This window comes from Roseovarius nanhaiticus, assembly GCF_900156535.1.
Lineage (GTDB): Bacteria > Pseudomonadota > Alphaproteobacteria > Rhodobacterales > Rhodobacteraceae > Roseovarius > Roseovarius nanhaiticus.
Map to the genome: position 1 here is coordinate 1,857,931 of NZ_FTNV01000001.1, position 15,376 is coordinate 1,873,306.

Consider the following 15,376-nt stretch of genomic DNA (forward strand, 5'->3'; position numbering starts at 1 on the left):
TTATCCCGGTTGGGGTCATGCTTCGGGGGCCGCCTGCGCGGTGTTCCATCCATCATTTGCGATCAGCGCCTTGATGCGATCGCGGTCGTATTCCGCATCCAGCCGCGCCGCCTCGGCCTCGGCCACTTCGGCGGGCTCACCCTCGACGGGGTAGGGCGCGGCCTTGCGCCATTCGGCCAGGTAATCGTCTGTGCCGCCTGCGCCGGTTTTCATGGCCGCGCGGTCGATCGCCTGCTCGAATCGCTCGGGCAGCTGCTTCTTCGCGCCGCGGCGTCCCTTGCCGACGATGACCTGTGCGGGGATGTCCCGCCAGTAGACGATGGTGACGTCGACCATGGTGATTCCTTCCTGATGCTGGCCCTTGTCTAATGCACGCATTCCGCTGCCCGGCGCCTGTTTTCGACCCAACGCGCGCACTGCGCGACGCGCGCAGACTAACCGCAAGTCTCGCGGTGGGCCATCTGCGGGGAGTGCCGAAATTTTCATGATCTGCATGAGGTGCGACATGAGGCGTATGGGCGCGCCGTGCGCTGTGGGCTTGCGCGGCGCGCGCATAGGCCATACTTTGGGGGTAACTCAAAATGGAGGGCGTTCCCTATGACGCCCAAGCGTCCCGAAGGTGCGGGCGCTGTCCCGAAACCGGTTGAAAGCCCCGCGCCGATACCGCCCGATCGCCCGCCTCTCTATGCTGCGCTCGATCTGGGTACAAATAGCTGCCGGATGCTGATCGCGGAGCCCCGCGGCAGTCAGTTCCGCGTGGTCGACAGCTTCAGCAAGTCTGTTCAGCTGGGCGCCGGTCTGGAAAAGACGGGGCAGTTGTCGCGCGCCTCGATCGGGCGGACTATTCAGGCGTTGCGCGTCTGCCAACAGAAACTCAAGCGCCACAAGGTGGCATCCATGCGGCTCGTCGCGACCGAGGCCACCCGACGTGCGGGCAACGGTGCCGCGTTCATGGCGCGTGTGCGCCGCGAGACGGGGCTGACGCTGGACGTCATCACCCCGCTCGAGGAGGCGCAGCTGGCCGTTGTCAGCTGTGCGCCGCTGGTGGCGCCCGAAACCGACCAGCTCTTGGTCGTGGATATCGGCGGCGGCTCGACCGAGCTGGTCTGGATCGACCTCACCGATGTCCCCCCCGCAGACCGCAGCCGCGCGATCATGCGGCTGCATGGCGGCTTCAACGCAGGCAGCGGCGGGGACGGCCCACGCGCCCGCGTCGTCGACTGGATCAGCGTGCCATTGGGCGTCGCCACCTTGCGCGATCAGTTCCATGATGTGGCCGACGATGCCGCGCGCTTTGCCCTCATGAGCTGGTTTTTTGAGGAGAATCTCACCGAATTCGCCCCTTACAAGAGCGAGCAATCGCGCAAGGGATTTCAGATCGTCGGGACCAGCGGCACCGTCACCACTGTCGCGGCCAGCCATCTGAACCTCAGGCGCTACGATCGCAACAGGGTGGACGGGCTGCGCATGACGTCCGATCAGATCGACACGGTCATTCGCGGCTATCTCGCGCTTGGCCCGGAGGGGCGGCGCAACGATCCGCGGATCGGGCTTGACCGCCATGCGCTGATCATGTCTGGGGCAGCGATACTGCAGGCACTCTTGCGCTGCTGGCCGACGGACCGCCTCTCTGTGGCGGATCGCGGCCTGCGCGAGGGGATGCTGTATGCTCAAATGTCGGCGGATGGCGTGCTGAGCACGCAGGAGGATGCATGAACAAGGGACCGGACGGCAAGAACACGTCGGGGCGTGGCCAGCGTGACCTGACGATCAAGGTCAAGTCGGCGCGCGGGCGCACGGCGTCGTCCACGCGCTGGCTGCAACGGCAGCTCAACGACCCGTACGTCAAACGCGCTCAGAACGAGGGCTATCGTGGGCGCGCCGCCTACAAGATCATGGAACTCGACGACAAGTTCCGCTTTTTGGTGCCCGGCGCGCGCGTCGTCGACCTGGGCTGCGCGCCCGGTGGCTGGATTCAGGTGGCCGTACCGCGCATCAATGCGCTTGGCGAGAAAGGTGGCAAGGCCGTCGGCACGATCCTTGGTGTCGATCTGCAAGAGGTCGAGCCCATCGCGGGCGCGACTATCCACCAGCTCGATTTCATGGACGAGGGCGCCGACGACAAGGTCAAGGAATGGCTGGGCGGCATGGCCGATGTGGTGATGTCCGACATGGCCGCCTCATCCTCGGGGCACAAGCAAACGGACCATCTGCGCATCATTTCGCTCTGCGAGGCGGCCGCCTATCTGGCCTTTGACGTGCTGGAAGTGGGCGGTACCTTTGTGTCCAAGGTGCTAGCGGGCGGCGCCGAGGGCGAGTTGCAAAAGCTGCTCAAGCAGCGCTTTGACAAGGTGGCGAACGTCAAGCCGCCTGCCTCCCGCTCGGACAGCTCCGAAAAATTCGTGGTTGCGACAGGTTTCCGCGGCTGACTGCGCTACCGCAGCTTTTGCCACGAGGCGGCGGCGCGGCGGGCGACGGCGGCCAAAGTGGCGGGGTCAGGCTCGGGCTCGGCCATGATGCGCGCCAGGATGCGCCGGGCACGGCCCTGCTGGCGGATCAGTTCAAACAGTCTTGCATGGCGCGCCGCGCAGATCGGTGAAGAGTGTGGAATGGCATATTGTCGCATGGTCCCCTCGCTGATGCTCGGCGCGTTTGCGCTTTCCTTATGCTAGGTATCCCCTGTTAATATGGAATTAGTCGGGCCCGATCGTGGCGCGCATTTGGCGCCGCGCGTTCATACGGTCGGGACAGCTGCGCGATAACGCGCTGATCACGCAACCGTGTAGCATCCGTTTGGCCCGGCGCTGCGTAATCATCACATCGCTGATAACGGCGACATTCGTGACAGGAGAGTACAATATGATCCGCAGAACATTCATGGCCCTTGCCGCATCGACCGCACTGGCACTGCCCGCATTCGCAGCCGACAAAGATATCGTTGATACCGCAGTCGACGCTGGCACTTTCACCACACTGGTCGCTGCCGCCGAAGCCGCAGGCCTGGTCGACACGCTGAGAGGCGACGGCCCGCTGACGGTGTTCGCCCCCACAGATGAGGCATTTGCAGCATTGCCGGACGGCACGGTGGACGACCTGCTCAAGCCCGAGAACAAGGACAAGCTGAGCGCGATCCTGACGTATCACGTCGTTCCCGGCGCCGTCATGTCTGGTGATTTGAGCGATGGTATGACCGCCGCCACAGTCGAAGGCAGCGACGTGACCATCAAAACCGAAGGCGGCGTCATGGTGAATGAGGCCAACGTCACCAACGCGGACATCGAAGCGTCGAACGGTGTCATTCATGTCATCGACAGCGTGCTGATGCCGTCCATGTAAGCAATCGGCGCTCCGGCGTTGCTGTTTGCTAAAAGATGAAAAGCCGCCGAGAGCGATCTCGGCGGCGTTTTTTCCGTCTTGAGGGCGCGCGCGTTACGCGGATTGGCGATACTCGGTCTCGTCGGTCACGGCAAAGCGCCCGCCCTTCAGTTTGCGCAGCTTGCCCGCGCGCAGAAGCTGGCCGAAGGACCTGAGGCCGTCCTCGCGAGAGAAGTCTTCGTCCTGCGCCTCGCGCAGCTTTTGCATCAGCATCGGGCGCGAGAATTGCGGCATGCCCTCGATATCGGCCATGTAGGCAGCCGCCGCCTCCAACAGTTCAGTCAGATCGCTCGCGCCCATCTGCTCGGCGAAGGCGGCAAAATCAGGCGCATCTTGCGTCGGTTTGGACTGGGATGCACCGGGATGCTGCTGTGCTGGTTGCGCACTGATATCGGCGCGGGTGATCCGGCGCGGGCGCACGGGCGCCACGTCCGTATCGATGCGCTGCTCGGCGACCAGCTTGAGCGGTGCAGGCCGCGCGGCGGGCGCCGCATTGGGCCGGGGTGTTCCGCCGCTGGCCACGGGACGTGGACGGCGCGGGCGCACAGCGGTTTGCAGGTCGTTGCGATAAGGCTGATCGTCCACGTCGGCCTGCATCGCACCGCCTGCGCGGCGCTCGGCGCGGGTGGCGGCGACGGCGGCGCGCAGATGTTGGATCGCGCTGCGACGCTCGCTGGATTCGGGCGTGCCCAACTGGCTGTCCGCCTCCTCGAAGATGCGCGCGGCCTGCGCGTCCGAAGCGGGTGTATCAAGGCGCTTGGCCCGGGTTTTCTCCTGCTCGGCGGGGATCGCTTCGGCATCTGTGTCGGTCGCCCCCGCGCCCTCGGCATCGGATGCCTGCTCGGACTCCGTCGGTTCGGGCGCATGCTCGACCTCGGGAATGCTCGCTTCGGGCGCGCGCGCATTATGCAGCTCGGCTTCGACCTCGGCCAACTCACGCTGCAAGTCGGCTTCGGCCTCGGCGCTGAGCGGCGAGAGCGCGGCAGGCTCCATTTCTTCCTCGAAATCGCCGCCAGCCAGAGCCGCGTCCAGATCGGCGCGCTTCATCTTGATCACGCGCGCGGCAAGAGGGCGTTGGGGCGCTTCGTCGTCTTCAATGGTTTCCGGCTCGGACGCGGTTGCCTCGGCAGGGATGTCCTCGGCAGAGTCGGCCACCGGCGCGTCCTCTTTGCCGGCATCGGGCGCCATCGCATCTGCCATCAGCTGGGCCAGCGTATCGTCGCCATCAGAATCGTCGGCTTCTCCCTCATCGTCAAACGCGTCAAAAAGCACGTCTTCGTCCTGGGTCGCGGCGCGGTCGCTCTCGGCGGCGCGCAGCATCGCCTCGAGGTCGTCATCCTCGTCCTCGGCGGTCTCGGCCGTCTCTGCTGTGGCATCTCCAGCGTCATCGGTCATGTCTGAGGTGTCATCCGTGACATCGCTGCTCAGACGCGACAAGATATCGTCATCCGACTGGGCTGCGATCTCGCTGTCCGGCTCGATTGAGGTCTGGGCTGGGATTTCGTCGGCACGCTCAGCCTGCGGCTCTGCCGCCTCGGTGATAGCCGCTTGCGGCGCGGCCTCTTCATCGGGCGTGTCCGCTTCTACCACCGGGTCGCCGTCCGCCTCCGGAGCGATGTCCTGCGCCATATCCGAAGCAAGCAGATCGTCCTCGGCATCGGCCGCTTCTGTGCTTTGGGGCTCGGCTGCTTTTTCTTCATTCGCAGGGTTCGTGTCGCTCTGGGTGTCCTCGGGCATCGGCTGAAATTCTGCTTCTCCGGCCATGAAGTCTTGGGCGTGCTCATCTTCGTCAAAGCCGGACACAGCTGTGGCACCGCCTGCGGGGGCGGCGACGGCGCGGATGCGGCGCAACTTGTCCGCGATGCTGTCGGCCTGGGCCGCGCTGGGCGCGGGGGCAGGCGCAGGCGCGGGTTTCACGGTCGCCTCGGACTCGGCGTCTTGCGCTGCAGCAGGGGCGGGAGCGGTCATTTCGGGCGTCGCGCTCCGGAAAGCATCCGCCTCTGCGGGTGCATCTTTTTCAGGCGCAGCCTGACGCGCCTTAGGCGCAGCGGGGGCAGGGGCCACAGGCTCGGCTTGGGGCAGCGATCTGGTTTCGGCCTTGAGATGAATTTTGCCATCGGTGCCATGTGCCTCGACGCGGCGCGAGATCTCGCGTTCGGCGATACGGGCGAGCATCTCGGCATCGGGGCTGGGCGGCTCGGCGCCGAAATACCTGTCATCGGCAGCCAGATCGCGGAAGTATTCGGCAATTGCCTTCATGGTATCGAACGAATCGTCAAAGCCCTCCAGCGTGCACGAAAACGTGCCATAGGAGACCGTGAGGATCTTGCTGTTGCTGACCATAATAAATCGCCTTTCCTTGACTGCGACGCCAATCTTTACCATGGCAGGCAAGCCCAAAGAGGCCCGATTCTGCGATCATCACCGTATCATTTCATGGCAAGATTGTGATTTGTTTCCCTCCAGCGGCTAAGTCCGGAGAAGTTTAACATGATTGTTCACAAATCTGGTCCAATCGTCCTGATCGGCGGCGCTGCGATGCCCAAGCCCGTGCTGGAGCGGGCCTTAACCCTCTCGGTCGGCATCGTTGCGGCGGATGGCGGTGCAGGTGCGGTGCTGGCCCATGGCCGCATGCCGGACGCCGTCATCGGCGATTTCGACTCCATCACCGACGCGCAGCGCGCGGCCCTGCCGGCGGCCGTGCTGCACCCCATCCCCGAACAGGACAGTACCGACTTTGAAAAATGCCTCAGCCGCATCGACGCTCCGCTGGTTATCGGCGCAGGGTTCAGTGGCGCGCGGGTCGATCATCAACTGGCTGTTTGCAATGTGCTGGTGCGCTTTCCGGCGCGGCGCTGCGTCCTGCTGAGCGAGGACGACGTGATGTTCCTCGCGCCGCCGACCTTCGCGCTGGACCTACCCGAGGGATGCCGGGTATCGCTCTTTCCGATGGGCGCGGTCGAGGGGCGCTCGGAGGGGCTGAACTGGCCCATCGGCGGGCTGACCCTCACGCCCGACGGACAGATCGGCACATCGAACTTCGCCACAGGCCCGGTGCAGATCAGCGTGACGGCGCCGAAACTTCTGGTGATCCTGCCCGCCGCGCATCTGGAGCAGGTGGCTGGGATGCTCATGGAGAACCCCGCGCGCTGGCCCTGAACCTCAAGGCTGGGGTAAGGGCCGCCGTTCCAGATGCCGCTCGCGCAGGAAAACAAAAAGACCAGAGGCCACAATCAGCGCGATACCGCAAAAGGCCATCGTGTCCGGCAGATCGCCGAAGATCCAGAAGCCGAAGGCGGTGGCGGTGACGATTTCCAGATACTGCACCGGTGCCAGCGTCGAGGCGGGCGCGAATTTCAGCGCGAAGCTGATGCAGATATGGCTGACCGTTGCTGCAAGGCCGAGCCCGACCAGCAGACACGCCTCGCGCGCGGCGGGCCATTCCGGGTCGAACTGCGCAAGGCCCGTGCCGTTCGCCGCGACCAGTACCGGCACCGCCAAGACCAGCGCGGCGATGCCGGTATAGGCCTGCAGCGTGATGGGATGCATCCGCGTCGCCATGCGGCGCGTCAGGATCATGTAGAAGGCGAAGAGAAGTGCGGTGACCAGCGGCAGAAGCGCGGGCGCACCTACGTCCTGGAAGCTGGGGCGGATGACCAACATGGCCCCGGCAAAGCCGATCGCGCAGGCGATATAGCGGCGCGGGCCGATCGCCTCACCCAACAGCAAGCCGCCCAGAAGCGTCAGAATGAAGGGCTCGACAAAGAAGATCGCGATGGCGTCGGCGACCGGCATGAACTGAAGCGAGAAGAAGAAGCAGCCCGTCGCGATCAGAAGAAGCGCGGCGCGGACAAGGTGCAAACCGCTCTCGCTGCGGCCCGGCATGTGAAGCCAGCCCATCGCCCAGGCCAGCGGTGTCAGCAGAAGGGCCTGCGCGAAAAAGCGGATCGCGGCCACCTGCGCAACGGGAAGCGCGCTGCCGATCATCTTGGCAAAGCTGTCCATGATGGGCGCGGTCAGCGAGAAGGCGACCATCAGCAGGATGCCAAGCGTCACCCGCGCGGCGGGCAGGGCGGTCAGGCTGGTTGCTGGCGGCGGGGCGGCCTGCATCGCGGCGTCAGCAGTTGGGCACGTTGACGGCGAGGCCGCCCAGCGAGGTTTCCTTGTATTTGTCCATCATGTCCGCGCCGGTCTGGCGCATCGTCTCGATGCACGCGTCGAGCGGCACGAGATGCGTTCCGTCCCCACGCATGGCAAGCGAGGCCGCCGAGACGGCCTTGATCGCGCCCAGACCGTTCCGCTCGATGCAGGGCACCTGAACGAGGCCCTTCACGGGATCGCAGGTCATCCCGAGGTGATGCTCCAGCGCAATTTCCGCGGCGTTTTCGATCTGCATGGGCGTGCCGCCCATCACGGCGCAAAGGCCGGCGGCGCCCATCGCGGCGGCAGAGCCCACCTCGGCCTGGCAGCCCGCCTCGGCGCCCGAGATGCTGGCGTTGAACTTGACGAGGCCGCCGATGGCGGCGGCGGTCAGCAGAAAATCCTCGACATGCGCCTCGGAGGCGCCGGGATAATGGTCGAGGTAATAGCGGATCACCGCCGGCACGACGCCCGCCGCGCCATTGGTGGGCGCGGTGACGACCTGACCGCCGGCGGCGTTTTCCTCGTTCACGGCCATGGCGTAGAGGCTCATCCAGTCGTTGATCTTGTGCGGCGCGTTCTGGTTCGTGCCCCGCTCGGCGATCAGCGCGTCGCGGATCCCCTTGGCGCGGCGCTTGACGTTCAGCCCGCCGGGCAATGTGCCGTCCGTGTTCATGCCGCGCTCGATGCAATCGTTCATCACCTGCCAGATGCGTTTCACGCCTGCGGTCATGTCAGTCTCGCCCTTGCGGGAAATCTCGTTGGCCTTCTTCATCTGCGCGATGCTCTTGCCCGAGGTCTCGCACATCTGCAGCATTTCGGCAGCGGATTTGAACGGGTAGGGCACCGGCGCGCCCTCCTCGGTGTTGCGGCCCGCCGCCAGCTCGGCTTCGGTCATGACGAAACCGCCGCCGATGGAGAAATACGTCTCTTGCAGGATCGTGTCACCCTGACTGTCGGTCGCCATCAGGATCATGCCGTTGGCGTGGCCCGGCAGGTTGGGGCCGAAATCGAACAGGAGGTCTTCCTTTGGATTGAATTTGAGCGTGCCGAGACCCTCGGGGCTGAGCGTGTGTGTCTCGCGGATATGCTCCATCACCTCTTCGGCGCGCGCGTGATCATAGGTCTCGGGGACAAAGCCCGCGAGGCCGAGAATCGTGGCACGGTCCGTTGCGTGGCCGATGCCGGTGAAGGCAAGGCTGCCATGGAGCGATCCCTTGACGCCGTGGGGGGTGAAGGGTGCGGCGCGCATCTTGTCCAGAAACCGCGCGGCGGCGACCATCGGCCCCATCGTGTGCGACGAGGACGGGCCGATGCCGACCTTGAACATGTCGAAGACGGATAGGAACATGGCGGCCTCCTTGGGAGCGTTGCGGATTGCGGACCTTGTGACAGCCTACGCGCAGGCAGCCTATACCGAAAGCGACATGCGCGGGCGGTCTTGTGTCATCGGCGGAAAAGGGGCTTTGCCCCTCGGCTGGGGGTTTCTGCGCAACCCTCCGCCTCACCCCAGGATATTTTCAGCAAGAAGAAAGATCAGGTGCGGTGGCGGCGGCGGGTGCTGGCGGAGCGGCCCGGCAGGCTGAGCTGCGCATCCATGCGGGGAGTGCGGGCGATGACGCGGCCCTTGGCGATGACGCAAATGCGTGCGGCGCGCAGGCGCAGCGCCTCGGTGGGGGTGGCAGCGTCGAGGACGACCAGCGAGGCGTCAGCACCCTCGTGGAGGCCATAGTTTTCGAGCCCCATGATCTGCGCGTTGTCCTCCGTTACCATGCGGAAACAGCGCGCCATCTCCTCGGGCGAGGACATTTGCGCGATGTGCAGGCCCATGAAGGCGACGTCCAGCATATCGGCGGTGCCCAAGGGATACCACGGATCGAGCACGCAGTCCTGCCCCCAGCCGACCGTGATGCCGTGGGCCTGCATCTCCTTGACCCGCGTCATGCCGCGCCGCTTGGGGAAGGTATCGTGGCGGCCCTGGATCATGATGTTGATCAGCGGGTTGGGCACTGCCGAGACGCCCGCCTCGGCAATGAGGGGGAGGAGCTTCGAGACGTAGTAATTGTCCATCGAATGCATTGAGGTCAGGTGGCTGCCATTGACACGGCCCTGAAGGCCGAGGCGCTGGGTCTCGTATGCCAGCGTCTCGATATGGCGGCTCATGGGATCGTCCGTCTCGTCGCAATGCATGTCCACGCGCAGGCCGCGCGTGGCGGCGATCTCGCACAGCTCGCGGACCGAGGCGGCGCCATCGGCCATCGTGCGTTCAAAATGGGGAATGCCGCCGACGACATCGACGCCCATGTCGAGCGCGCGAAGCGTGTTCTCGCGCGCGGTCGGGTCGCGGTAAAGGCCATCCTGCGGGAAGGCGACGAGCTGAAGGTCGATGTAATCCTTGACCTGCTCGCGCACCTTCAGCATGGCGCGCGCGCCCTTGAGCGTGTCGTCGCAGGTGTCCACATGGCTGCGGATCGCCAGAAGGCCCATCGATGCGGCCCAGTCGCAATAGGTGAGCGCGCGCTCGACCATCTGCTCTTCGGTCATGACCTCCTTCAGCTCGCTCCAGAGGCCGATGCCTTCGAGCAGAGTGCCAGAGGCATTGATGCGCGGCTGGCCGTAGCTGAGCGTCGCGTCGAGGTGAAAATGCGGATCGACGAAGGGCGGCGCGACCAGATCGCCGGCAGCGTCGATGACCTCGCCGGCCTCGGCGTCCAGTTGGCCGATGGCTTTGATGCGGTCCTTTTCGATCCCGATATCGGCGACGCGGCCATCGGGCAAAGTGCCGCCTTTCACGAGAATATCGAACATCAACGCTCTCCCTTGTTGAACGGCACCATGAGCGCGGCTGGCACCTCGGCGCGGCGCGACATGACGACGAGGGCGAGGATGGACAGGAAATAGGGCATCATAAGGAAGACCTGATAGGGGACGTTCGCCCCGAGTGGCGTCTGTTGCAGGCGGATCTGGGCCGCGTCAAAGGCGGCAAAGAGGATCGCGCCGAGGAGCGCCTTGCCCGGCTTCCACGCGCCGAAGACGACGAGGGCGATGCAGATCCAGCCGCGCCCGTTCACCATCTCGAAGAAAAAGCTGTTGAAGGCCGACATGGTCAGGAACGCGCCGCCGATGGCCATGAGGCCGCTGCCGATCATCACGGCGCCCATGCGGATCGCGGTGACGGATAGTCCTTGGGCGGCTACCGCCTGCGGGTTTTCGCCAGCCGCGCGGACCGCAAGGCCCAGAGGCGTGCGGTAGAGCGTGATCGACACGATCAGCACCATGGCAAAGGCCAGATAGGTGAGTGGGGTTTGCGCAAAGAGGGCGGGTCCGATCAGCGGTATCTCCGAAAGGATCGGGATTTCGAGCGGCTGGAACGCCACGATTTTGGGCGGGGATGTCACCTCGGGCAGGGCGAGGCGGTAGGCGTAATAGGTGCTGGAGGTGGCGAGGAGCGTGACACCGAGGCCGACGACGTGCTGCGAGAGACCGAAGGGCACCGTGAGGATCGAATGAACAAGGCCGAAGCCCATGCCGACGATGAAGGCGACCATGACGCCGGGCCAGAGGCCGAGACCGGAATAGACCGCCATCCAGCCTGCGAAGGCGCCCGCAACCATGATCCCCTCGATCCCGAGGTTCAGAACGCCCGCGCGCTCGCAGATCAGCTCGCCCAGCGTGGCGAAGATCAGCGGCGATGCGATGCGGATCGCGGCGGTCCAGAAGCTGGCGGTGAGGAGAATTTCGAGGATGTCCATTGGATTACTCCCTCACCACGCGGAACCGGGTCAGAAGGATCGCGACCACCATCAGCAGGAGCGCGGTGGCCAGCATGATGTCCGCAAGATAGGTCGGAACACCCACGGCGCGACTCATGCTGTCCGCGCCCACGAAGATGCCCGCCACGAAGAGCGCGGCAGCAACGACGCCCAGCGGATTGAGCAGCGCCAGCATCGCCACGATGATGCCCGTGTAGCCAAAGCCGGGGCTGAGATCGAGCGTCAGGTTGCCCTTGAGCCCCGCAACCTCGGAATAGCCCGCCAGCGCGGCCAGACCGCCCGAGAGGAGCGCGGTCTTGATCAGGACGCGGCCCACCGGGATGCCCGCGAATTCCGCCGCCTCGCGGTTGAGGCCCACGGCGCGCATTTCGTAGCCCAGCGTCGTGCGCGCGCCGATGATCCAAGTGATCACGGCAGCGATCAGGGCAAGGCCGAAACCCCAGTGAAGGCGCAGGCCCTCGGCCATACGGGGCAGGCGCGCCTCGTCTATCAGGCGCGGCGATTTGGGCCAGCCCATGCCCATCGGATCCTTCAGCGGGCCTTCCAGCAGCATCGAGATGAAGAGCAGGAAGATGAAGTTGATAAGAAGGGTGGTGACCACCTCGTCAACGCCAAGGCGCACTTTGAGGAGCGCGGGGATCAGAAGCAGGATGGCACCCGCAACCATGGCGAGGATCGCCATGGTGGGCAGAAGCAGGGCGCTTGGCCATTGCAGGAGGCCAGTGCCAAGGACAGCGACCACCAGCGCGCCGGCATAAAGCTGCGCCTCGGCGCCGATATTCCACAGCCGCGCGCGAAAGGCGACGGCAACGGCGAGGCCGGTAAAGATGAGGGGCGTCGCACGGTTCAGGGTTTCGAGCAGGGCGAATTTGCTGCCGAAGGCGCCCTTGATGATGAGGCCCAGTACCGAAAACGGGTTGGCCCCTGCGATCATGGCGAGGAAGGACGCGATGGCGATGGTGGCGAGGATGGCCAGCGCGGGCGGCACCATGGTGCGGGCCAGTGACGGGTTGGCGACGGGTTCAAGACGCATGAGCAGGCTCCGGGGCATGATCGGCGAATCCGTGGCCTGCCATCCACACGCCCAGCTCGGCGGGGGTCATGCTGCCCCGCGCGAAAGGCGGCGACAGGCGGCCCTCGGATATCACATGAATGACGTCCGACAAGGCCATGATTTCATCCAGATCTTCGGAGATAAGAAGGACGGCCGCGCCGCGATCGCGCGCCGCCAGAAGTTGCGAATGCACATAGTTTACCGCCCCGATGTCGAGGCCGCGCACCGGCTGATTGGCCAGTATGATCTGGGGACTGCCTTCCATGACGCGCCCCAGGATCAGCTTTTGCATATTGCCGCCCGACAGCAGGCGAATGCGCGTGCCGGGGCCGGGGCAGCGGACGTCGTAGCCCTTGATGATGCCTTCGGCAAACTCGCGCGCGCGGCGCCAGTTCAGCCAGCCATGACGGCTGAAGGGCGCGTCGCGGTAGGTCTCCAGAATGGCGTTCTCGGTCAGGTCAAAATCGGCGATCGTGCCGGTCTTGTGCCGGTCCTCGGGGATGCGGGCGATGCCGTTATGGACGGCCTCGCGCGGGGTCCATGCGGCGACCTCGGCCCCGTTCAGCGCCAGAGTGCCCGATGCGGGGCGAATGACGCCGCCGACCAACGCCGCAAGGGCGGCTTGCCCATTGCCCGAGACGCCCGCGAGGCCGGTGATCTGACCCGCATGCAGCGTGAAATCGAGCGATTTGAGGCCCGGCGCTGCGCCCTTGTCCGGGGTCGAGACGCCGCGCAGCGACAGAAGCGGCGCGCCGGGCGTGCCGGGATCCGCCTTGGGCGCGCTGACGGCGCCGCCAACCATGCGCGCGGCCAGATCGTGCCGGTCCGTGCCCGAGGTCGGCCCGGTATGTACCACCTTGCCATGGCGCAGGATCACGACGCGATCCGAAATGGCCATGACCTCGTGCAGCTTGTGCGAGATGAAAATGATCGACAGCCCCAGCGCGACGGCCTTGCGCAGCGTCTCGAACAGATCGTTCGTCTCCTGCGGGGTCAGAACCGCCGTCGGCTCGTCCAGGATGAGGATGCGCGCGTCGCGGTAGAGCGCCTTGAGGATCTCGACCCGCTGCCGCTCGCCTACGGTGAGCGTGCCGACGCGGGCGTCCGGATCGACGCTCAGCTTGAAATCCTGGCTGAGTTGCCGGATCCGCGCGCGCGCCGCACCGGCATCGCGGCCCAGCGACCAGAGCGAGCGGGTGCCGAGGGTCACATTCTCCAGCACGGTCATGTTCTCGGCCAGCGTGAAATGTTGATGCACCATGCCCACGCCCGCATCCAGCGCCGCGCGCGGATTGCCGGGGGGGAGCGCTTTGCCCATGACCTCCACCGTTCCGTTATCGGCGGTGTATTGACCGAACAGGATGTTCATCAGCGTGGTCTTGCCCGCGCCGTTCTCGCCCAGAAGGGCAATGACCTCACCCTTGTGCAGGGTAAGGCTCACAGCATCGTTGGCGGTGAAATTGCCGAACGTCTTGGTGATCTTGTCGAGGCGCAGAACAATCTGCGCCTCTGCTTTATTGGGCATTTAGTTGGACTTCGGCTCTTCGTCGTTGATTTCGGTGACATAGTCGCCCGACATGATCTCGGCCTTGCGCTGCTCGACCAGATCCATCGCCTCTTGCGGAACCTTGCCCGCGAAAGTGCCCAGCGGAGCCAGCTCGGCGCCGCCTTCTTTCATGATGGAAAAACGGCCGTAATCGTCGGCCTCGAATGTACCGGCCTTGACCTGCTCGATCGCCATGTTCAGCGTCGGCTCGAAATTCCAGATGGCGGAGGCAACAACCGTGTCGGGATAGTCGGCCTGCGTGTCGATCACGTTGCCGATGGCCAGAACGCCCTTTTCCTGTGCTGCATCGCTCACGCCGAACCGCTCGGCATAAAGCATGTCTGCGCCGTTCTCGATCATGGCGTAGGCGGTTTCCTTGGCGGCGGGCGGATCGAACCACGAGCCGATGAAGCTGACCTGGAAGGAGGCATCGGGATTCGTTTCGCGCACGCCGGCCATGAAGGCGTGCATCAGGCGGTTCACCTCGGGGATGGGAAAGCCGCCGATCAGGCCGATATTGCCGCTCTCGCTCATGGAGCCGGCAATAATTCCGGTCAGGTACGAGGCGTCCTGAATGTAATTGTCGAAGACCGCGAAGTTGGGCAGCGCGGGATCGGGCTTGAAGCTGGAGCCGAGAAGGAAAGCGATGTCGGGATACTCGGCGGCAACCTCGCGCGCCTCCTGCTCGACGGCGAAGGCCTCGCCGATGATCATCTGCGTGCCATCCTCGGCATATTCGCGCATGACGCGGGCATAGTCCGTGTTGCTGACATTTTCCGAGAAGGTGTAGGTGATATCGCCGCGCTCTTCGGCGGCGACGGCAGCCTTGTGAATGCGGCTGACCCACTGCTGCTCGACGGGGACGGTGTAGATCGCGGCGACCTTGATCGGCTCTTGCGCCATCAAGGGACGCGCGCCGGTCAAGAGGCCCGCTGTCAGCGCAGCAGCGGCGGCAGTGGCGAGAAAGCGGCGGCGCGTGAAGTGGCGCAGCGGTGTTGGAGCCTTGGTCATGTAGTCTATCCCCCTGAGGATTATCGTTTGCAGTCGCAGCGTAAAATCAAACGCCGGTGAAGGCCAGTATTTTGAGTGCCGCCCGCCTGCATTTCACTCAGGGGCAGGCATCGCGATCTAGTCCGATGCGCAAGTGAAGGGAACAAAGGTGCTGGCCATACCTTCGTTCATGGTCATCACCGTCAAGAGATTGAGCAAATCCACCTCGGACCGGCCCTTTGCACAAAAATCGGGCAGGGTCCGGCAGTCGCCTGCTATGAAGGCCTCATTCGCCTCAAGGAAGGCCGGGCGCAGCCCGTCCGTGCCCTGAGCCGCCAGCGCATCGGCAAAGGCCCAGGCATAGAGCGCGCATTTCCGTGCGGTCCAATCGGGCTCGCTGGAACAGGCTTGCAAAGGCGGCAAAAGAGCGGTCAGGATGAGGGCGGTCATGCGGCACAACATGGCGAGAAATCCGTCAGTACTTTTAGGCATCCTGCA

The 15,376-nt window shown here is 64.8% G+C and carries 15 protein-coding genes; 4 read left to right on the forward strand and 11 right to left on the reverse strand.

Translation table 11 applies throughout. From position 1 onward, the window contains the following. Positions 1–15 precede the first annotated feature (15 nt). Entirely contained in the window at positions 16–336 is a 321-nt protein-coding gene (locus BW975_RS09015) for a virulence factor (protein ID WP_076532817.1), read from the reverse strand. A gap of 261 nt (positions 337–597) precedes the next feature. Here BW975_RS09015 and BW975_RS09020 point away from each other — a divergent pair, with 261 nt between their 5' ends. After that, a complete protein-coding gene (locus BW975_RS09020; protein ID WP_076532819.1) occupies positions 598–1,716 on the forward strand; it encodes a Ppx/GppA phosphatase family protein in 1,119 nt (372 codons plus the stop codon). Then, entirely contained in the window at positions 1,713–2,429 is a 717-nt protein-coding gene (locus tag BW975_RS09025; protein ID WP_076532821.1) for an RlmE family RNA methyltransferase, read from the forward strand. Before BW975_RS09020 ends, BW975_RS09025 begins: the two co-directional genes overlap by 4 nt. A gap of 5 nt (positions 2,430–2,434) precedes the next feature. On the opposite strand, the gene BW975_RS09030 is transcribed toward BW975_RS09025, so the two are convergent. Further along, positions 2,435–2,626, reverse strand: a complete 192-nt coding sequence (locus BW975_RS09030) for a hypothetical protein (RefSeq protein WP_076532823.1) — start codon at positions 2,624–2,626, stop codon at positions 2,435–2,437. 233 nt (positions 2,627–2,859) lie between these two features. Here BW975_RS09030 and BW975_RS09035 point away from each other — a divergent pair, with 233 nt between their 5' ends. Beyond that, positions 2,860–3,336, forward strand: a complete 477-nt coding sequence (locus BW975_RS09035) for a fasciclin domain-containing protein (protein WP_076532825.1) — start codon at positions 2,860–2,862, stop codon at positions 3,334–3,336. A gap of 93 nt (positions 3,337–3,429) precedes the next feature. On the opposite strand, the gene BW975_RS09040 is transcribed toward BW975_RS09035, so the two are convergent. After that, positions 3,430–5,718, reverse strand: coding sequence for a hypothetical protein (locus BW975_RS09040; protein WP_076532827.1), 2,289 nt, complete (start codon positions 5,716–5,718; stop codon positions 3,430–3,432). Positions 5,719–5,865: 147 nt separating this feature from the next. Between BW975_RS09040 and BW975_RS09045 the strand changes: the two genes are divergently transcribed. Then, positions 5,866–6,534: a thiamine diphosphokinase gene (locus BW975_RS09045; protein ID WP_076532829.1), complete on the forward strand. Its 669-nt coding sequence runs from the start codon at positions 5,866–5,868 to the stop codon at positions 6,532–6,534. Between the two features lie 3 nt (positions 6,535–6,537). Here the strand turns inward: BW975_RS09045 and BW975_RS09050 are convergent, their stop codons facing one another. The 8 genes from BW975_RS09050 to BW975_RS09085 all read right to left on the reverse strand — a co-directional run bounded on the left by BW975_RS09050 (position 6,538) and on the right by BW975_RS09085 (position 15,328). After that, complete coding sequence (locus BW975_RS09050) at positions 6,538–7,485, reverse strand: DMT family transporter (RefSeq protein ID WP_076532831.1); 948 nt, start codon at positions 7,483–7,485, stop codon at positions 6,538–6,540. Positions 7,486–7,492: 7 nt separating this feature from the next. After that, on the reverse strand, positions 7,493–8,866 hold the full coding sequence (locus BW975_RS09055; protein WP_076532833.1) for an L-serine ammonia-lyase: 1,374 nt from the start codon (positions 8,864–8,866) through the stop codon (positions 7,493–7,495). 185 nt (positions 8,867–9,051) lie between these two features. After that, positions 9,052–10,323 (reverse strand): amidohydrolase family protein, encoded by a 1,272-nt coding sequence (locus BW975_RS09060; RefSeq protein WP_076532836.1) that lies wholly within the window; start codon positions 10,321–10,323, stop codon positions 9,052–9,054. Further along, on the reverse strand, positions 10,323–11,267 hold the full coding sequence (locus BW975_RS09065; RefSeq protein ID WP_076532838.1) for an ABC transporter permease: 945 nt from the start codon (positions 11,265–11,267) through the stop codon (positions 10,323–10,325). Before BW975_RS09065 ends, BW975_RS09060 begins: the two co-directional genes overlap by 1 nt. Before the next feature lie 4 nt (positions 11,268–11,271). After that, a complete protein-coding gene (locus tag BW975_RS09070; protein WP_076533585.1) occupies positions 11,272–12,321 on the reverse strand; it encodes an ABC transporter permease in 1,050 nt (349 codons plus the stop codon). Further along, the gene (locus BW975_RS09075; RefSeq protein ID WP_076532840.1) at positions 12,311–13,867 is read right to left on the reverse strand and encodes an ABC transporter ATP-binding protein; all 1,557 of its coding nucleotides are present in this window, start codon (positions 13,865–13,867) and stop codon (positions 12,311–12,313) included. Before BW975_RS09075 ends, BW975_RS09070 begins: the two co-directional genes overlap by 11 nt. Continuing rightward, positions 13,868–14,899, reverse strand: coding sequence for a BMP family protein (locus BW975_RS09080; RefSeq protein ID WP_076532841.1), 1,032 nt, complete (start codon positions 14,897–14,899; stop codon positions 13,868–13,870). It lies immediately after the preceding gene. A gap of 117 nt (positions 14,900–15,016) precedes the next feature. After that, a complete protein-coding gene (locus tag BW975_RS09085; protein ID WP_139194199.1) occupies positions 15,017–15,328 on the reverse strand; it encodes a hypothetical protein in 312 nt (103 codons plus the stop codon). Between the last annotated feature and the right edge of the window lie 48 nt (positions 15,329–15,376).